The sequence below is a fragment of the Nocardia sichangensis genome, assembly GCF_047200615.1.
Lineage (GTDB): Bacteria > Actinomycetota > Actinomycetes > Mycobacteriales > Mycobacteriaceae > Nocardia > Nocardia sichangensis.
Window position 1 is genome coordinate 35139 of the sequence record NZ_JBJZOK010000023.1, and the last position, 19490, is coordinate 54628.

The 19490-nt window shown below is 67.9% G+C and carries 14 protein-coding genes and 1 tRNA gene; 9 read left to right on the forward strand and 6 right to left on the reverse strand.

The features are described 5' to 3' along the window. Nucleotides 1-4 precede the first annotated feature (4 nt). Together ACL03I_RS27425 and ACL03I_RS27430 are read right to left on the reverse strand one after the other, a co-directional pair. Nucleotides 5-937, reverse strand: a complete 933-nt coding sequence (locus ACL03I_RS27425; protein ID WP_412807291.1) for an ABC transporter permease — start codon at nt 935-937, stop codon at nt 5-7. Further along, nucleotides 934-2586: an ABC transporter substrate-binding protein gene (locus tag ACL03I_RS27430; RefSeq protein ID WP_355079917.1), complete on the reverse strand. Its 1653-nt coding sequence runs from the start codon at nt 2584-2586 to the stop codon at nt 934-936. Before ACL03I_RS27430 ends, ACL03I_RS27425 begins: the two co-directional genes overlap by 4 nt. A gap of 355 nt (nt 2587-2941) precedes the next feature. Here ACL03I_RS27430 and aroF point away from each other — a divergent pair, with 355 nt between their 5' ends. Genes aroF through ACL03I_RS27465 form a run of 7 tightly spaced genes read left to right on the forward strand, consistent with a single transcriptional unit; the run spans nt 2942 to nt 11812 of the window. Further along, nucleotides 2942-3997 (forward strand): 3-deoxy-7-phosphoheptulonate synthase, encoded by a 1056-nt coding sequence (gene aroF, locus ACL03I_RS27435; protein ID WP_355079919.1) that lies wholly within the window; start codon nt 2942-2944, stop codon nt 3995-3997. Further along, nucleotides 3994-5622: an HAL/PAL/TAL family ammonia-lyase gene (locus ACL03I_RS27440; RefSeq protein ID WP_412807292.1), complete on the forward strand. Its 1629-nt coding sequence runs from the start codon at nt 3994-3996 to the stop codon at nt 5620-5622. Before aroF ends, ACL03I_RS27440 begins: the two co-directional genes overlap by 4 nt. Before the next feature lie 9 nt (nt 5623-5631). Further along, on the forward strand, nt 5632-7071 hold the full coding sequence (locus ACL03I_RS27445; protein ID WP_412807293.1) for a phenylacetate--CoA ligase family protein: 1440 nt from the start codon (nt 5632-5634) through the stop codon (nt 7069-7071). A gap of 11 nt (nt 7072-7082) precedes the next feature. Continuing rightward, entirely contained in the window at nt 7083-8915 is a 1833-nt protein-coding gene (gene asnB / locus ACL03I_RS27450; RefSeq protein ID WP_412807294.1) for an asparagine synthase (glutamine-hydrolyzing), read from the forward strand. A 40-nt stretch (nt 8916-8955) separates the two neighbouring features. After that, the gene (locus tag ACL03I_RS27455) at nt 8956-9951 is read left to right on the forward strand and encodes a 3-oxoacyl-ACP synthase III family protein (RefSeq protein ID WP_412807295.1); all 996 of its coding nucleotides are present in this window, start codon (nt 8956-8958) and stop codon (nt 9949-9951) included. Further along, nucleotides 9948-10682, forward strand: a complete 735-nt coding sequence (locus ACL03I_RS27460; RefSeq protein ID WP_355079929.1) for an SDR family NAD(P)-dependent oxidoreductase — start codon at nt 9948-9950, stop codon at nt 10680-10682. Before ACL03I_RS27455 ends, ACL03I_RS27460 begins: the two co-directional genes overlap by 4 nt. Next, nucleotides 10673-11812, forward strand: a complete 1140-nt coding sequence (locus ACL03I_RS27465) for a serine hydrolase domain-containing protein (protein WP_412807296.1) — start codon at nt 10673-10675, stop codon at nt 11810-11812. The genes ACL03I_RS27460 and ACL03I_RS27465 overlap by 10 nt, the downstream gene beginning before the upstream one ends. Here the strand turns inward: ACL03I_RS27465 and ccrA are convergent. Next, the gene (gene ccrA, locus ACL03I_RS27470) at nt 11807-13150 is read right to left on the reverse strand and encodes a crotonyl-CoA carboxylase/reductase (protein WP_355079933.1); all 1344 of its coding nucleotides are present in this window, start codon (nt 13148-13150) and stop codon (nt 11807-11809) included. The two genes, ACL03I_RS27465 and ccrA, sit on opposite strands and share 6 nt — an antisense overlap. Before the next feature lie 92 nt (nt 13151-13242). On the opposite strand from ccrA, the gene ACL03I_RS27475 reads away from it, so the two are divergent. Then, nucleotides 13243-13890 (forward strand): nitroreductase family protein, encoded by a 648-nt coding sequence (locus tag ACL03I_RS27475; protein WP_379253376.1) that lies wholly within the window; start codon nt 13243-13245, stop codon nt 13888-13890. A 6-nt stretch (nt 13891-13896) separates the two neighbouring features. Here the strand turns inward: ACL03I_RS27475 and ACL03I_RS27480 are convergent, their stop codons facing one another. Together ACL03I_RS27480 and ACL03I_RS27485 are read right to left on the reverse strand one after the other, a co-directional pair. Next, nucleotides 13897-14613, reverse strand: a complete 717-nt coding sequence (locus ACL03I_RS27480) for a cyclase family protein (protein WP_412807297.1) — start codon at nt 14611-14613, stop codon at nt 13897-13899. A gap of 595 nt (nt 14614-15208) precedes the next feature. Continuing rightward, nucleotides 15209-15282, reverse strand: a tRNA-Met gene (locus ACL03I_RS27485). A 529-nt stretch (nt 15283-15811) separates the two neighbouring features. Here ACL03I_RS27485 and ACL03I_RS27490 point away from each other — a divergent pair. Beyond that, nucleotides 15812-16357: a transglycosylase family protein gene (locus tag ACL03I_RS27490; RefSeq protein ID WP_355079939.1), complete on the forward strand. Its 546-nt coding sequence runs from the start codon at nt 15812-15814 to the stop codon at nt 16355-16357. Between the two features lie 83 nt (nt 16358-16440). Here the strand turns inward: ACL03I_RS27490 and ACL03I_RS27495 are convergent, their stop codons facing one another. After that, the gene (locus ACL03I_RS27495; protein WP_355079941.1) at nt 16441-19443 is read right to left on the reverse strand and encodes a UPF0182 family protein; all 3003 of its coding nucleotides are present in this window, start codon (nt 19441-19443) and stop codon (nt 16441-16443) included. Between the last annotated feature and the right edge of the window lie 47 nt (nt 19444-19490).

Below are 19490 nucleotides of genomic sequence, written 5' to 3' on the forward strand. Positions count from 1 at the left end.
TTCCTCACCTCCGCAGCCGGGGATCCAGGACCAGATACAGCAGGTCCACCACGAGATTGATCACGACGAACAACAGCGCGGCGAGCAGGACGACCGCGTTCACCACGGAGAAGTCCTTGGTCATCACCGCGGAGACGGTCATCTTCCCGATACCCGGCCGCGCGAACAGGGTTTCGGTGAGCATGGCCCCGGTGAGCAGGACGCCGAGCATCCAGCCCGTCATGGTGACCGTCGACAGCGAACCGTGGCGCAGCACATGCCGCAGCCGCAGCGCGGGTTCGGTCAGCCCGCGCGCCCGCAGGGTCAGCACGAACGGCTGCTCGAGAGACCGGTCGAGCGTCTCGCGCAGCACCTGCCCCAGCTCACCCGCCATCGGGATGGCCAGGCACAGTACCGGCAGCACGAGACTCGCCAGGCCGCCACCGCCCGCGGGCGGGAACAGGTGCAGCTGGAACGAGAACAGCGTCAACAGGATCAGTCCGATCCAGAACGCGGGCAGCGAAACCGCGAGCAGTTCCGAACCGGATACCGCCGCGCGCACGAACCTGCCGCGCCCGGCGGTCGACAGCGCCGCGGGCACCGCGATCACCAGGGCCACCAAGATGGCCCCCGCCGCCAGTTGCACGGTGGGCCCCAGCTGGCTCTGCAGCGCGGTGCGCACATCCTCGCTCAGCTGATAGGAGTGACCCAGATTCCCGGTCAGCGGCCGCAGCACCGTGTGCAGGTACTGCCGCCACAGCGGCTCGTCCAAGCCGAGATCCGCGGCGATCTGTGCGCGCACTTGGGGCGAAGCGCTGGTCTGCGCGCCCAGCAAAGTGTCCACCGGGTCGCCGGGCGTCAGCCGCAGGGCGAAGAACGTCACCGTCTGCGCCCCGAGCAGCACCAGCACCCCGGTCCACACCCGGTGCGCGATGATTCGAAAGAGTCTGTGTCTCACTTGGACTCCACCCAGGTGTCGTAGAACTTGCTCCAACCGTTGGCATCCAAGGTGAAGTCGTGTACCCGCGACGCGGCGGCATAGTTGCTGTTGTAGACGTAGACCGGCAGCCCATAGGCTTCATCCAGGATCAGTTGCTGCGCCTGCTGATAGAACCCGTAGCGCCGCGCCGGATCGGTGCCGGCCCGGCCCTGCGCCAGCAGTGCGTCGACTCCGGCGTCGTGCACCTGACCGGTGTTCGAACCGCCTTTGCGGGCATCGCGATCGGACTGGTACAGCGTGGCCAGCACGTCCGGATCGGACCGGCCCCAGCTGCCGCCGGTCATCTCGTATTCGTTGCGCTTGAGCAGATTGGTGTAGGTGCCGTAATCGACCGGTTCCAAACGCAATTCGATGCCGACCTTCTTCAGTTCCTGCTGCACCGCCTGGGCCACCACGTCCCGGGACTCGCGAATCAGATTGGACGCGTAGGGCAGCCCTATGCTGAAGCGGTGCCCATCGCGGGTGCGGTAGCCCTGCGCGTCGCGCCCGGTGTAGCCGAGTTCGTCGAGCAACCGGTTCGCGGTGGCGACGTCGTAGCCTGCGCGCCCCTCCGCGGCGCGGTCGTAGCCGGGCGTGGTGGGCGAGAGCGGTGCGTAGGCCCGCGGGTATTCGCCGAAGTAGACGCTCTTCACGATGCCGTCGAGGTCGACGGCCGCGCCCACCGCCCGCCGGGCCCGGATATCGGAGAACGGTTCCTTGGAGACATTGAAGAAGTAGGTGTACGGCACGCCGGGCGAATTCCGGTTGACGAGCTGGAAATCCCCGTCGCGGCGCAGATCCGCGATCTCCGTCGGCGGAGTGTCGGAGATGACGTCGACCTGGCCGCCGCGTAGCGATCCGGTGCGCACGGCGTCCTCGGTCAGGACGCGCACGGTGAGCCGTTCCAGATAGGCCGGTCCGGTGTGCCCCGCGTTCGCCGGGGGCCAGCGGTACTCGTCGTTGCGGACGAAATCTATGCCCTGCCCGCGGCGGACCTCGACCTCGCGGAACGGTCCCGAGCCCACCGCGAACCGGCCTCCCGCGCACAGGTCGTCGGGATGCTCGGCAAGCACCGCGGGTGAATAGAAGCCGAGATAAGCCGTGCTCGCCGCCTGCAGGAACGGGACATTCGGCGATTTGAACCGGACGCGCACCGTGTATTCGTCGAGGACGTCCGTCCCCGCATAAGGGCCCAGCAAACTGGCCGCATACTGAGATTTGGTTTTCGGCGAGACAATATGCTCGAAGTTCGCCTGAACGGCGGCGGCGTCGAATGGCCGACCGTCGAAGAATCGCACGTCCCGGCGCAGCGTGAAAGTGTATTCCCGGCTGTCGTCGGAGATCTGCCAGGCGGTCGCGAGCCACGGCGCGAAGGTGCCGTCGGTTTTCTGTGCGACCAGCGAGTCGAATACATTTCGCTGCAATTCACCGACGATATCGCCTGCGCTGACATGCGGGTCGATACATGTCGCCTCGCGATGCACACCATAGGTCAGCGTGCCGCCGGGCCGGGGCGGTCCGGCGTCCCGGACAGGACCGGATCCGCCGGTCGAGCACGCGGTACACGCGACGGCGAGCGTCGCGAGCACAGCCGCCGACCGGACCATCGGCAGATTCCATTTTCGCATCACACATTCTTTCCGACGGATGGGGTAGCACAGAATACGGTGCAAGGAGTGAACCCCCGCATATGGCGCCCGCCCATATTTTCCGACGCGGTGGATTCAAAGCATTGACATTGCTTCGCATCCTGTGATGCACGGATTTCCGGTAAGTAAAAGCCCTGCACCGCAATGCCTTCCCCGCCGCCGGTCCAGGTCGCGACCAGTCCCCGGTCCAGTCGTATATCGATAGGAACCGGGCCAGGGACGTGAATTCAATAGCGACCACAGCCGGAAGACCGGAACTTGTTTTCGAAACAGACTGGACCTCATCTCCATTCGACCGTTTTCATTCCGCCGGCCCGATCAGGAGGCCCACTAGATGGCTGTGTATGTGGCGCAGACGCGCGACGACATCACCGATACGCAACTGCAGGACATCCTCACCCGGCTCCGCCAGGTTCCGGCGAAGGCGACCACCCGCCGCACCCGCACCGGATTCTTGATCGTCACGTGGGCCGAAACCGGCCCGCTGCTCGAGGCCGAGCTCGCCCGCAGCGAGCATCTGGTACGGGTTCTGCCCGAGAGCAGCTCTTTCCCGCTCGCCGCCCGCGAGTACCGTCCGGAGGGTTCGGTCGTGCGGGTCGGCGCGGTGCCGGTCGGCGACGGCCGCCCGGTGATCATCGCCGGTCCGTGCTCGGCCGAGACGCCGGAGGTGCTGCTCGAGACCGCGCGGGCGGTCCGGGCCGCAGGCGCGGACATGTTGCGCGTCGGCGTGTTCAAACCTCGCACATCGCCCTACAGCTTCCACGGTCTGGGCCCGGACGGACTGGCGATGCTGCGGGACGCGCGCGCGGAGACCGGTCTGCCGATCGTCACCGAGATCCTCGACGTGCGCGACATCGATCGCGTCGCCGATGCCGCCGACCTGTTACAGGTCGGGGCGCGCAACATGCAGAACTTCACCCTGCTCACCGAGCTTGCCCTGACGGGCAGGCCGGTGCTGCTCAAACGCGGCCTGTCGGCGACCGTGCACGAATGGCTCAATGCCGCGGAGTACCTGCTCGCACACGGCAACGACCACGTCATTCTCTGTGAGCGCGGCATCAGGACCTTCGAGCGCGCGACGCGCAACACCCTCGACCTCAACGCGGTTCCGGTGGTCAAACACCTGTCGCACCTGCCGATCCTGGTCGATCCGAGTCACGGCACCGGCGCCACGCGCTATGTGCCGCCGATGTCCGCGGCCGCCCTCGCGGCAGGCGCCGACGGGGTGATCGTCGAAGTGCACCCGCGCCCCGCCCAGGCGCTCTCCGACGGCGACCAATCCCTCGATCTGCCCGAATTCGCCCGACTGGCCACGAATTTACGGGCAATCGGCGAGGCACTCGGACGCGGCCGGGTCGCTGCCGAACCCGAGCTGGTGGAGCTGGCATGACGACGACCGGCACCGAACTATTCCTGGACGGCACCGCGTTACGCGTGACCGAGGTCGCCGCCGTGGCACGCCGCACCGTACCGGTGAACCTCGGCATCGCCCCTGCCGCGCTGACGGCCATGCACGAATCCGTGCTGCTCAAACGCGAACTGATCGACACCGGGATCCCGATCTACGGCGTCACCACCGGGTTCGGCGACAGCGTCAATCGCCAGATCTCCCCGGCGAAGGCCGCCGACCTGCAACGCAATCTGATCGTCTACCACCTCAACGGGGTCGGCCCGGTGACGGCGCCGGACGTGACCCGGGCGACCCTGCTGATCCGCGCCAACTGCCTCACGCGCGGCCCGTCCGCGATCCGCCCCGAAGTGGTCTCGACCCTGCTGCGGCACCTCGACGCCGATATCTTGCCGCTGATCCCCGAGCGCGGATCGCTCGGCGCGAGCGGAGATCTGGTTCCGCTGTGCTATGTCGCCGCGGCGCTGCTCGGGGAGGGCGAGGTGCGGTATCGGGGCGAGGTGCGCCCCACCGCGGAGGCGCTGCGTGCCGAGGGCATCGAACCGGTGGTGCTGGAGCCGAAGGAGGGCCTGGCACTGATCAACGGCACCGCCTTCACCTCGGCTTTCGCGGCGCTCGCGGTCGCCGACGCCGCCGAGCTGGCCTACGCCGCCGACGTCGCGACCGCCATGACCTGCGAGGCCCTGCTTGGCAACGGCTCGCACTTCCATCCCTTCGTGCACGCCAACAAGCCGCATCCCGGACAGGGCGCGAGCGCCGAGTTGATCCGCGGTCTGCTCGACGGATCCGGCCTCACCACCAGCTACGAGGAGATCCTCGTGCGCCGGTCGGGGCTGGAGGGCCGGGGCTTCCGCACCCTCGAACATCGCATCCAGGACAAGTACTCGGTGCGCTGCGCGCCGCACGTCAACGGCGTGCTGCGCGACAGCCTGGAGTGGGTGGGGCGCTGGATCGACACCGAGATCAACTCCTCGACCGACAATCCGCTGTTCGCCTGGGAGACGGGCGAATTGCATCACGGCGGCAATTTCTACGCCGGACACGTCGGGCAGGCGATGGATTCGCTGAAGGTCGCCGTCGCCAGCCTCGCCGACCTGCTCGACCGGCAGCTGGAACTGGTGGTGGACGAGAAGTTCAACGCCGGGCTCACGCCGAACCTGATCGCCCCCCGCGACGCGGAGGACTACGAGTCCGGGTTGCACCACGGCTTCAAGGGCATGCAGATCGCCGCCTCGGCGGTCACCGCGGAGGCGCTCAAGCACAGCGGCCCGGCGACGGCGTTCTCCCGCTCCACCGAGTCGCACAACCAGGACAAAGTCAGTATGGGCACGATCGCGGCCCGCGACGCCCGCACCATCATCGAGCTGACCCGGCAGGTCACCGCGATCCACCTGCTGGCGCTGGCCCAGGCCGTGGAGATCCGCGGCGTGCACCGCGCCGCCCCCGCGATCCGCCGCGTCCACGAGCTGATCCGCGACCACGTGCCGTTCACCGACCGCGATCGGCGGATGGACCACGACATCCACCAGGTCGAACGGCTCATCGCCGACGGCTCGGTGCGCGCCGCCGCCGACGTCGCCGACCCCCTCTTCCCCACCGATCGCTAGGAGAGACCGATGCTGTTGTTACGCGACGACGATACGCGTGCGAAGAATCAGCGACTGCTGGCCGAGCACACCGCGCTGGTCCGGTCGGTATACGCGGGCACCGCCGACCTCGATCGGGTGCACGCGGCGAAACTGCTGGAGACCGTGCGCGCCGCGGGTCGTTCGAAGATGTACGAGGATTCGGTCCCGGCCGGGCTGCTCGAGGAGCTGGACACCGGCACGCCCATACCGACCGAGCGCGTGCTGACCGAGATCCTGCCGTCGCTGCCGTTCCTGGGCAAGAAGGAACTCGGCCGCTTCGGGCAGTCCGCCTTCACCCGTCCGCTGGACGAGTTCCTGCACTACTACGAATCCTCGGGCACCACGGGCGACCCCGCGGCCGCGCCGAAGGCGCTGGACGATCTGCTGATCAACACCGTGAACATCGGCGAGATGTGGGCGCGGCTGCTGCAGCCGAAGGACATCGCGCTGATCCTGATCAACGCCCCCTTCGCCCCTGCCGCCTACCAGTTCGAGAAGGCGCTGGAGTATCTGCAGGTGATGTCGCTGCGCCCCTGGGTGGACAACATCACCGGCGACTACACCCGGGTGCTGCGGCTGATCGATCAGCTGGGAGTCAACGTCTTCATCGGGCCGCCGTCGCGGCTGCTCGAGATGGTGCAATTCGCTCATCGCGCCGAGCTGCCCGCGCCGAAATTCGACCGCCTGCTGCTGATGGCCGAGCAGACCGGCCCCAGTTTCCGCCGTCACCTCGAGAGGCTGACCGGAGCGACGTCGTTCGTCTCCTCCTACGGCTCTTCGGAGACCGGCACCCCTGCCGTCACCTGCGAGCGCGGACAGCTGCATCTGCAACCACAGAGTTTCCTGCTCGAGCTGGTCGACGAGACCGGCATCCGGCGGGTGGACGGCCGATCCGACCGCGGCGAGCTGGTGATCACCACTCTCGACCTGCCCGCTCGCCCGCTGCTGCGCTACCGCACCGGCGACTTGGTGGATATCGACGGCACGCCGTGCGGATGCGGTCTGCACACCGCCGTCCTGCGCACCCAGGGCCGCTCCCAGGACCTTATCGTGCTGGACCGCACCGGTATTCGTCAGAACGACCTGGAACAGGCGGTCTGGGAGGAGCCACTGCCCGACGCGACGGTGTTCAACTACATGGTCGTGGTGCGCGGGCGGCAGATCGTCTTCCTGGTCACCTACGACGGCGATCCGGCGGGTCCGTGGACCGCGGTGCTCACCGACCGGCTGCGCGCCCTGTTCGGCGGCCTCGAGGTGACCGTACGGCCGGTGGAGAAGCTGCCGCCGCTCGCGTCGCTGGGCCAGTACCTGGGCTGGAAGCTGTCGCGCGTCCTCGATCTCGACGAAGAGCAGAACTGGGCCCGGCTACCCGCGCCGATCGACGCGGTGGTGCGCCAGACCCTGTCGGAACTATCGCCCAACTCCTGAGGAGGCTGTCGATGTCCGGAATTACCGGCTGGCTGGATCGGCAGCGCGATCTGCGCGAGCACGAGGCCGCCGTTCGCGCCATGTCCGATGCCCTCACCCACCGCGGACCCGACCACGGCGGGGCCTGGATCGACCGGCACGTGGCCCTCGGCCACCGCGCGGCGACGGCGACCGACACGCGGCCCGGCGGGCAACCGGCGGTCGTCGCCGAGGCGGGCCGCCCGCTGGCGGTGCTCACGCTGTCGGGCGAGATCTACAACACCGGCGAACTGCGCGCCGAATTGACCGGGCGCGGCCACGTCTTCGCCGGTGACACCGACGAGGACGCCGAGGTCGTTGCGCATGCCTACCTCGAATGGGGCGGCGATGCGGTCCGGCGGCTCAACGGCGCCTTCGCGTTCGCGATATGGGATGTGCGCCGGTCCGAATTGTTCTTGGCGCGGGACCGATTGGGTATCGAGCCGCTGTATTTCGCCGAGCACCCGAGCGGGCTGCTCTTCGGTTCGGAGCCGAAGGCCCTGCTGGCCAACGACCTGTTCGTACCCGAGGTGGACGCGCACGGGCTGATCGACATCTTCACCGTCGCGATGCGGCGACCCGGCGACGCGGTGTACCGCGGCCTGCGCGAGGTCCGCCCCGGCTGGACCGTGCGCGTCGATCACAACGGCCTGCACCACACCCGGTACTGGCGACTGGAATCCGCGCCGCACCCCGACGATCTGCCCACCACCGTGGACACGCTCGACGCGCTGCTGACCGACATCATCGGACGCCAGACCCGCACGGCCGCACCGGCCGGATTGCTCTCGGGCGGGCTGGATTCCAGCGTCATCACCGCGCTCGCCGCGCGTTCGGTCACCGCGGCCACTGGCGCGAAACTGTCCACGTACTCGGTGGACTTCGCGGGTGGCGACGACGATTTCACTCCCGACGCGCTGCATTCGAGCCGGGACGCGCCGTTCGTGCGCGCGGTGGTCGACCACGTCGGCACCGATCACACCGAGGTGATCCTGGACGCACCCGCGCTGCTGGACGAGATGACCGAAACGCTGCGCGCCCGCGATATCCCCGGCGTCGGCGATCTGGACGTTTCGCTGTACCTGCTGTTCCGCGAGGTCCGCAAGTACGCCTCCGTGGTGTTGTCCGGCGAGGGCGCCGACGACATCTTCGGCGGCTATCCGTGGTTCGTGGCCGAGGCCGCGAATCCCACGGGTGGCTTCCCCTGGGGCGCGGGCAACACCGACCGCAACGGCATGCTCTCGGCGGAACTGCGTGAGCACCTCGATCTGGACGCGGCCGTAGCCGAGCGGCACGACGAGGCGGTCGCCGAGGTGTCGCGGCTGGACGGCGAGGACGCGGCGGCACGACGCGTTCGAGAGGTGTTCCACCTCGAGATCACCCGCTTCCTGCCGTTCCTGCTCGACCGCAAGGATCGGATGAGCGCGCGCACCGGTCTGCTGGTCCGGCTGCCCTTCTGCGACCATCGGCTCGTCGAGTACCTGTGGAATCTGCCCTGGGACCTGAAGCGGCACGGCGGACAGGAAAAGGGCATCCTGCGCACGGTCGCCGAGCCGTGGCTGCCGCCGCAGGTCGCCAAGCGCCCCAAGAGCGGCTTTCCGTTCGGTCAGAGCCCCGAATATCTCGCGGCGGTCCGCGCGGCGACCCGCGAGATGCTGGCGGACCCGTCGTCGCCGGCCCTGGCGCTGCTGAACACGACCGCGCTGCGCGAGTTGGCCGACAGCGATCGCTGGCACAACGGCACCTTCACCCCACCGCCGTGGCTGCCGCGCGCGCTGCAGTTGAACACCTGGCTGCGCGAATACCGCGTCGCCGTGCGGCTGTGACGCCGTGCGGTCCACCCCTCAGGAATACCGAGGTTCCCTCATGACAGTCGGAATTCTGGACATCGATTACCACGTCCCGCCCATCGAGGTGTCCAACGACACGATCAGCGCCTGGGCGGACACCACACCGGAATGGATCGTCGATCGCACGGGCATCCGGACCCGGCGTTACGCCCACACCACCGATCCCACCTCGACGCTCGCCGTGGCGGCGGCCCGCAGACTGCTGGACCGGCACCAGGCGGATCCGTCCGCGATCATCGTCGCGACTTCGACCCCGGACCATCCCCTGCCCGCCACCGCGGCGATCGTGCAGGGAATATTGGGATTCCGGGATATTCCGGCCTTCGACGTGAACGCGGTCTGCACCGGCTTCCTCTACGCGCTGCGGCTGGCATCGGCACTGGTCCGTGACGATCCGCGGCGGCGGCCGGTGCTGGTGATCGCGGCCGACAAGTACTCGACGATCATGGACCGGAGCGACCGCAGAACCGTCGCCCTCTTCGGCGACGGCGCCGCGGCGGCCCTCGTCGGGCCGGTGCCCGATGGCTCGGGTCTGCTGGCCCAGCAGTTGGTGGCGCACGGCGCGCTGCACGACACCGTGAAGGTTCCCGCGGGCGGTTCGCGGCAGCCGATCGACGCGCGGGCGCTGGAACATGGCGACCACTATTTCAAGATGAACGGCCGCGGCGCACGGGATTACGCGCTCAACACGCTCCCCGCCCTGGTCGACGACGTGCTGCGAGAATCGGATCTCGGCGTCGGCGACATCGATCGTTTCGTCTTCCATCAGGCGAATCTGCGTCTGGTGGAAGAGCTCGCCGTCAAGATCGGCGCGGATCCCGACCGCGTCCCGGTCACCGTCGACCGGTTCGGCAACACCGGGGCCGCGTCGGTTCCGGTGACGCTGGCCCACTCGCATCGCGAGCGGCCGATCGCGCACGGCGAGAACATCCTGCTCGCCGGCGTCGGGGGCGGGCTGACCGGCGGCGCCGCGGTGCTGCGCTGGCACCGGACGGGTGGGAGCGACGGGTGAACGATCGTCTGAGTGGGAAGCGAGCGGTCGTCACCGGGGGCACGCGCGGGCTCGGCCGCGCCATCGCCGACGCCTTCGCGGCCGAGGGCGCGCACGTCGTGTGCGCGGGACGCACGGATCCGGCGGGCCACCCGGACTGGCCGCGCGAATTCACCTATCTTCCGGTGGATGTCACCGACGCCGACTCGGTCGAAGAGATGATGAGCCGGGCCGCCGACACCCTGGGCGGGATCGATATCGTCGTCGCCAACGCGGGGGTCAGCATCGACGGCCGCGTGCATCGCACGACCGCCGCGGACTGGGCCACGACGATGGCGGTGAACGTCAACGGCGTCTTCCACACGACTCGGTCGGCGATACCGCATCTGGAGAAGACCGGGGGGACGATCATCAACGTCTCCTCGAGCATGGCCACCCGCGTCGCGGTGGGGGCGGCCGCCTACTGCGCGTCCAAGGCCGCGGTGGAGATGTTCACGAAAGTGTCCGCCGCGGAACTGGGCTCGCGGAACATCACGGTCAACTGCCTCGCCCCCGGAATTCTGGACGGCGGCATCGCCGACGACCTCGCCCAGAACCCGAAGGCGTGGGAGCTGTACCGGGACCGCCTGATCGCCAAGCGGGTCGGCCGGGTCGCCGAGGCCGCGGCGGGGGCGGTCTTCCTCGCGAGCGCCGACTCCTCCTACGTCAACGGCCACGTCCTGGAGGTCAACGGCGGGCTGCTGTGGGCGTGAGGGTCCGCGGCCGGGTGGAGCCGGGGTACGAGACCGTCGCGGAGGCCTTCGCGGAATATCTCGCCGAGACGCGCGGCGGCGCAGCGTTCTCCGCGACGGTCGACGGCGTCGCGGTGGTCGACCTGTGGGGCGGCAGCCGTGACGACGGCGACCGGCCATGGGAAGCCGACACGCTGCAGATCCTGTTCTCCGGCAGCAAGGTACTGATCGCCGTGTGCCTGCTGCTACTGCTCGAACGGGGGGAGCTGCGGCTCGACGCGCCGATCGCCGCGTATTGGCCGGAGTTCGCGGCCGCCGGGAAGGGGGACGTCACCGTCGCCGAACTCGTCTCCCACCGCGCCCGCCTGCCGGGCGTGCGCACGCCCTTCCCGAGCGATCCCGCGCCGGACGGCGCCCTGGCCGCGAAGCTGCTGGCCGAGCAACCTCGAGAGGACGACCCGGCGCTCGAACTCGCGTATCACGGAATCACTTTCGGCTGGTTGTGCGGTGAATTGATACGCCGCGTCGACGGCCGCACCGTGGGCGCGCTCTTCCACGAGGAATTCGCCGTGCCGCTGGGCCTGGACATCTGGCTGGGACTGCCCGCGGATCTCGAACCGCGTGTCGGGCAGGTGCGCTACGGGCCCGGGTGGCGCGGCCGCGCCCCGGCACCGGCGGGATCGGCGCGGTTGAACCTCGCGGATTCCGTCTGGGCGAATCCACTCATCTTCCCGGAGCACGACATTCCGTGGAACCGCCCCGCCTGGCACCGGGTGGAGATCCCCTCCTCCAACGCGATCGGCACCGCGCGCTCCATGGCGCGGCTGTTCGGAGCGTTGCTCGGCGGCGAGACGCCGTTGTCACCGGCCACGCTGGCCCTGGGCACCACACCGCTGTCCGGTGGCTTCGACGCGGTGTTCAAGCGGCCCATGCGTTACGGCGTTGGCCTGCAACTGCAGACCGAACTCGGTCACCTCGGCCCGCATCCGGCCGCGTTCGGGCACGACGGCTCCGGAGGCGGTGTGCACGCGGCGTGGCCGTCGCACGCGGCAGCGATCTCTTTCGTGCCCAACGAGTTACACCGGTCGCGTGGGCTGTATGCCCCGGTAGGGCGGATTCTCACCGCCTTGCACCGCGTCCTCGGCTCATAGCGAGTCGAGGACGCGGAACCGGTTGACCGCGGGCAGGTGCTGTTCGCGTTTCTGCGAATCTTCCACGCCCAGCCCCTCGGCAGGCGCCAGCCCCAACACCGCGACCTTGCCTTGATGCAGGTTGTCGTGCACCTCGTAGACCCCTTGGGCGGCCTCGGCGAGGGGATAGGTCTTCGAGACCGTGGGGTGGATCAAGCCCTTGGCGATGAGCCGGTTGGCCTCCCACGCCTCGCGGTAGTTCGCGAAATGCGAGCCGATGATGCGCTTGAGATTCATCCAGAGATAGCGGTTGTCGAATTCGTGCACATAGCCGCTCGTCGACGCGCACGTGACCACCACCCCGCCCTTACGGGCGACCAGCACCGAGGTGCCGAACGTTTCCCGGCCGGGATGTTCGAAGACGATGTCGACGTCCTCGCCGCCGGTCAGTTCGCGGATCCGTTTTCCGAATCGCTTCGATTCGCCTTGGTCCTGGACGCCGTCGCGCCAGAACCGATACCCCTCGGCCGACCGGTCGATGACCGCCCGCGCGCCCATCGCCCGGCACAGCTCGGCCTTCTCGGCCGAGGACACCACGCAGACCGGGAAGCCGCCGCCGGCCAGAACCAATTGGGTCGCGTAGGATCCGAGGCCGCCTGCCGCGCCCCAGATGAGCACGTTGTCGCCCGCTTTCATATCGGCGCCGTTGCGCGACAACAGTTGTCGGTACGCGGTGGAGTTCACCAAACCCGGCGAGGCCGCCTCCTCCCAGGTCAGATGCCGCGGCTTGGGCATCAGCTGATTGGCGCGCACCAGCGCGAGTTCGGCGAGGCCGCCGAAATTGGTCTCGTATCCCCAGATGCGCTGGGCCGGATCCAGCATGGTGTCGTTGTGCCCGTCCGGCCCCTCCAGTTCGACGTGCAGGCAGTGCGCCACGACCCGATCCCCCGGCCGCCAGGCGGTGACCCCGGCGCCCGTGCGCAGCACGACACCCGCCAGATCGGAACCGATGACGTGGTAAGGCAGGTCGTGCCGGGCGGCGAGATCCGAAGTACGCCCGTACCGTTGGAGGAAGGCAAAGGTGGGGACCGGTTCGAAGATCGCGCTCCACACCGTGTTGTAGTTGATCGATGAGGCCATGACCGCCACCAGCGCCTCGCCCGGGCCGACCTCGGGGACCGCGACCTCGTCGAGATGGATCGACTTGCGCGGATCGCGCTCGGCCGGGTGCAGCCCCTCGAACATGCCGATTTCGTCGCGGTGCAGGGTGATCGCCCGATAACTCTGCGGCACAGTCAGGTTCGCGAAATCCGCTGCGGTGGCGTCCTCCGCGAGAATGGCGTCGAGCAGTCCGTTCATCGTTCGTTCCCTCGTTGACACCTCGAAATACCTTGTGTCACTATATCATGAATTCGAAATCTGTCGAAATGTCGAACTATGGAAGCAGAGGCGTGATGCGGCTCAACCTGACGGCCGATGAAGTGCTCACCACCACCCGCTCGGTCCGCAGACGGCTGGATTTCACGCGCCCGGTGGAACGCGAGGTCATCGAGGAGTGCCTGACCATCGCCACCCAGGCGCCCACCGGGCAGAACCGGCAGCGGTGGGCCTTCGTCGTGGTGACCGATCCGCAGCAGCGGGCCGCGCTGGCGGATCTGTACCGCAAAGGCCGCAACATGCCGACCGAATACGTGCCGCGGGACGGCGTGGACTGGCGCGACGATCCGGTGCGCACCCAGCGCATGTACGCCACGGGCCCGCATCTGTACGAGCATCTGCACGAGGTGCCGGTGATGCTGATCCCGTGCGTGCACGTGGTGCGCCGCCCTGACCCGGGCGTCGTCGACATGGCCAACAGCTACGGGTCGATCCTGCCCGCCACGTGGAGCTTCATGCTGGCGGCCAGGGAGCGCGGCCTCGGCACCGTCTGGACCACCCTGCATCTGCAGTACGAATACGAGGCCGCCCAGGTTCTCGGGATCCCGTACGAATCGGTGCTGCAGACCGCGCTCATCCCCGTCGCGTACACGATCGGCACGTCGTTCCGCCCGGGCGTGCGCACCGATCTGGACAATGTCGTCCATTGGAACAAGTGGTAGCGGAGCTCAGTAGAGCGCGAAAATCCTAGCGGGACCGCCGGTTCCGCCCCGGTGCTTCGAGGCCCCGACCACAAGCGTCGCGCCGGCGTCGGGCACGTCCGGAAGGCCGTTGAGCGCCTCGAGTCCGTAGCGGCCCGACGGCAGGAACGTCCGATGGACCGGGATCGCGCGGTCGCTCCCCCGGTCCAGGCCCGTGGAGTCCACGCCGATGCCGACGACCTCCCGCTGATGGATCAGGAAGTCGGCGGCCTCGGCGCTGAAGCCGGGCCACCGATAGGTGTCGGTCCGCTCGTCGTGATTCAGGAACGCGCCCGGGATCGGCACCCGCTGCGCCCAGCCGGATTCCATGACGACGACCGCGCCCTGCGGCAGCGGGCCGTGTGCGCGCTCCCAGTCCCGGATGTCGCGCACCGTCACGGCCGCCGTGGCGTCGCGGGCGGCGCGCTCCGCGATGCGGATGACCGCGAGCGGCGCGACCAGGTTCTCCGCCGGGATGGCGTCGACCGAGAGACCCGCGTCGTCGAAGTGCAGCGGCGCGTCGATATGGGTGCCCACATGTTCGTAGATGTCGAGCCGCCCGGCGTTGTACTGGTTGTCGGCCATGCAGGCCACCCGCCCGAACTCGGGCCGCTTGCTGACCAGCTCCCACACCGGAAAGTCCGGGGTCAGCGTATGCGTCAGATCCACCACCCTGCCGAAACCCCGCTCGCGGATGAGTTTCACACCGGTCCCGACAACGTCCCCACCCGAAACCTCCGACGAGTCCCCACCATCGATCAGCCGTGGCGCACACACAGGTCTTCCTCCTTCACACCGTCGTCGCTGCCAGTCTGATCCCGTCTCCCCTCGCTGTCTTCGGTCTCCGGCCCGAACGCGCGGCTCGACCAGAGACCAGGACCGGCACTCTCGCCGGCCGCCGCAGCGCGCCGACGTGTCGCGATTCGGCCAAGCGCACCGACGTGGTGCCCGAACTGCTGCCGGGCGTGTGGCGGGTCGGCAAGGGAACTGGCCACCGGCACCCTGCCGAACGAGGAGCTGCGCCGATCCATCGGACGCGAACCGTTGGCGGACGGTGTGCCGCTTGGCATGGTCGGTCAGCTGGTGCGGTTCGGCCTCATCGGCGTGAACGCCGACACGGGGTGCCGGAACGAATCGCCCGCTCCGGCCGACGACGCGGCCCCGGGAAGGCGCAGCCCGCCGCCAGCGTGCGGTAGACGCGCGTCCGACACGCCACTCGGCAGTAACGCCACCGATGCCGGGGTGCTGCCAGAACGACGAAAACGGCCCCGGAACTATTGTTCCGGAGCCGTTTCCCTAGTAGCGGGGACAGGATTTGAACCTGCGACCTCTGGGTTATGAGCCCAGCGAGCTACCGAGCTGCTCCACCCCGCGTCGGTGAACACAACATTACACATGGGTTCGCAGAGTCTGCAAATCGCCAGCTCAGAGGCGGTTTCGGCGAGGCGAACAGACCGCACGACAGGAACATCCGCCCGCCACCGAACTCCGAAACCATCCCGCAGCAATCGCGATGCCGCACATTTCCACACCGCGCCCTCAAGATTCACCACCGAAAACCAACTTCAAACGTGACCTACTTCACCATTTCGAGGTGATCTCACTCACATAACGATGCGATAACTTCGCATGGAATCAGCGTGTTGACGACGTTTCCCACCTGGTAAAACTCGCATATTCGAGTTATTCGAATCATGCAATTCCGGCGTTATCAAGATGTGATCTGCTGAGAATTCTTCGTTACCGTCACTCCACGGCCCGGATCATCCGAGACGGGCTCGAACTCGAACCGCCGAACACCGGTGACCCTGTCCCGCGGCTCGAGGATCCCCGACGACCTGGGGACAGGGACACGGCAGTAAGCACGATCGCCGTGCCGGCGGGCGCAGGGAGGGAAACGACCATGACTGAGAACCGGAAGATCAGCACCCGCGCCATCGGCTTCGCCGCCATCACCGGCGCTCTTGTTGCCGTCCCGTTCGCATTCTCCACCGCTTCCGCCTCCGCGGCCACCCACGACTGGGACGGCGTCGCGCAGTGCGAGAGCGGTGGCAACTGGGGGATCAACACCGGAAACGGCTACTACGGTGGCCTGCAGTTCTCGCAGAGCACCTGGGCCGCCAACGGCGGCAAGGGCTCGGCCCACACCGCCAGCAAGGCGGAGCAGATTCGCGTGGCGGAGAACGTGCTCGCCACCCAGGGCCCCGGCGCGTGGCCGGTGTGCGGCCGGTACCTGCGCCAGGGCACCTCCGAGCCCGAGACGCTGGCCCCGGCGGAGGAACTTCCCGCCGTGCCCGAGCCCGCCCAGCCCACCGTGAGCGCGGCGCAGTCCGTGGTCGAGAAGGCCAAGTCCGCCGCGGACGAGCTGGCCGAGCAGTACGGCCTGAAGGGACAGTTCGAGCAGATCTTGAGCCAGAACAGCGCGCTGATCGACTCCCTCGGTCGCTGACCCATCCCGCGCCGAAAGAAAGACGCCGCCATCGCGATGATGGCGGCGTCTTTCTTCGTGCCGGTCCTATCCGGCGGCACTACTCAGCGACCGGCGTCCTGATACGCCTTGACCGCGGCGTCCAGCTCGTCCAGCGCACGGCCGAAGTCCTGGAAGTTCCCGCTGCGCATGGCGTTGCGCACGTTCTCGATCTTGCGGTTGAGCTCGGCCGCCGCGGCGTCCTTGGCGGCGGACGATCCCGTCGCCGGTGGCGGGACCGAAGCGGGCGGCGGTGTCGAGGCGTTACTGGTCCCGTTGTTGCCGTTCTCGGCGGGGACCGGAGTGGTGCCCGGCTTGGGCCTGGTGCCCGAGTCACCGCCGAACGGCGTCGCCAGCGCGCCCGCGCCGGGGATCACTTGGTTCAGCGCGTCCGCCAAAGTCGAGGCGTAGCCCACCTTGACGTTGCCCGCCTCGTCGCGATAGCTCACCAGCACCCGCAGCAGCTGCGGGAAGGTCGCCGTGTTCGGCCCGGTGTTGCGTTCGTTGTAGAACGGCTCCACATAGAGGATGCCGCCGTCCGCGACCGGCAGGGTCAGCAGATTGCCATATTTGATCTTGTTCGAATTGGACAGCAGCGTTTTCTCGCGGGACACCTCAGGCGAGGTCGTCATCCGGTTCTGCGTCTGCTGCGGACCCAATGTCTGTGTGTCCGTTGGCAATCGAAGAATCGTGAATTTCCCGTAGCCGTCCGGGTCGGAACGCACCGAGATATAGGCCGCGAGATAAGGCCGGTTGTAGCCGGTCATCGCACTGGTCAAATTGAACGTCGGCTTGTTCGTTTTCGGGTCGCCCAGCAGCACGTAATACGGCGGCTGGTTGGCGGTGGTCCCGCCCTCGGTGGTCGGGTCGGCGGGAACCGACCAGAAAGCGTTGTTGGTGAAGAATTCTCGGGGATCGTCCACGTGATACTTCGACAGCATCTCGCGCTGCACCTTGAACAGATCCTCCGGGTAGCGGAAGTGCGCCCGCAGTTCCGGCGAGATCTCGCTCTCCGGCTTCACCGCGCCCGGGAACACCCCGCGCCATGCCTTCAGCACCGGGTCCGAGGAGTCCACCTCGTAGAGCGTGACGCTGCCGTCGTACGCGTCGACCGTCGCCTTCACCGAGTTGCGGATGTAGCTGACCGCCTTACGCGGCAGCAGCCGCCCGGTCTTCTTGTCGATGCTGTCCTCCAGCGCGCCCTCCAGCGAGGTGGTCTGCGCGTAGGGGTAGTTGTCCAGCGTGGTGTAGGCGTCCACGATCCAGACGATCCGTCCGCCGACAACCGCGGGGTAGGCGTTGCCGTCGGTGGTCAGCCAGGGCGCGACCTTCTGCACCCGCTCGCGCGGGCTGCGGTTGAAGATGATCTTCGAGTCGTCGCCGATGGCCGAGGAGAACAGGATATTGCGCTCGGCGTACTTGGCCGCGAAGGCCAGGCGGTTGAACCAGTTGCCGATCGGCACGCCGCCCTTGCCGGTGTAGGTGTACTGGGCGGTGTCGGAGTCGTACTCGCGCGGACGCTGGCCGTCCATCGCGCCGACGATCGCGTAGTCCGGGTTCGCCTGCGAGATCAGCTCGCCGAAGTAGACGCGCGGCTGGTCCACCTTGATCCGCTGCTTGTCCGCCGGCGTGAACAGATCGCTGACCATGAAGATCGGGTAACCGCCGTCGCCGCTGCCCCCCGCGGCATTCGGATCGTCCGACGGCGGTTTGTTCACCCGGTTGGCCGGGGCGGCGACGAAGCCGTTGCCGTGGGTGTACACGGTGTGACGGTTGATCCAGTCGGTCTGGTTGCCGCTCAGCGCCGCGGGCGAGAGCTCCCTGGCGGCGACGATGTAGTCCTGGACGTCACCGTCGAGGTTGTAGCGGTCGATGTCCAGCGACTCCGGGAAGCCGTAGAAGTTCTTCAGCTGGCGCAGCTGCGTGAAGGTGGGCGAGAGGATGTTCGGGTCGAGCAGCCTGGCGTTGCCGACGGTCGCGGCGTCGACCGGCACCTCGAGCGGGCTCTTGCTGCTCTCGCCCTTGTAGTCCTTGTAATCGATCCTGTCGTCGGTGATGCCGAACGCCTGCCTGGTGGCGGCGATGTTGCGTTCGATGTACTCGCTCTCCTTGTCCGCGGCGTTCGGCCGCACCGAGAACTGTTCGACCACCAGCGGCCACACCGCGCCGACCAGGATCGAGGACAGCACCAGCAGCGCGGCGGCCATCGCGGGCACCCGCAGATCGCGCAGCACGATGCCCGCGAAGAAGGCCAGCGCGCAGATCACCGCGATGGACAGCAGGATCAGCTTGGCGGGCAGCACCGCGTTGATGTCGGTGTAGGAACCGCCGGTGAAGGTGGGTTCCTTGCGGCTGCTGGAAAGCAGTTCGTAGCGGTCGAACCAGTAGGCGATCGCTTTGAGCAGGACGAAGATCCCGGCCAGTACGGCGAGCTGGATGCGCGCGGGGCGGGTGAGCGTGCCCTCGCGGCCGGTCAGCCGCAGGCCGCCGAAGACGTAGTGGGTGACCAGGCTGGCGAAGAACGCGATCACCACCGCGACGAACAGCCAGTTCAGCACCATCCGGTAGAAGGGCAGGTCGAAGGCGTAGAAGCCGACGTCGAGGCCGAACTCCGGATCCTTCTCGCCGAACGATCCGCCGTTGAGGAACAGCTGCACCGTCACCCAGTTCGACTGCGCCACCAGACCCGACAGCAGGCCCAGCAGCACCGGGATGCCGACGCCGAACAGCCGCAGCCTGCTCATCACGGTGGTGCGGTAGCGCGCGATCGGATCGTTCGGACCCGCCACCGGCACGAACACCGGCCTGGTGCGGTAGGCCAGCAGCAGCGCCAGCCAGACCACCAGGCCGACGAAGGCCGCCACGACGAGGAACAGCAGCACCCTGGTCCGCAGCACGGTGAGATACACGTTGCGGAAGCCGACCTCGCCGAACCACAGCCAATTCGTGTAGGTGTCCGTCAACCGCGGCCCGAGCAGCAGTAACGCCGCTAGGACGATGGCCGCCACCAGCAGCACACGGCTGCGTCGGGACAGCGAAGGTAAGCCGGTGGGGGGCCGCATGCCCACGATGCCACTCTCCAAGGTCCGGCGACGCTCGCACCGATACGCTCGGC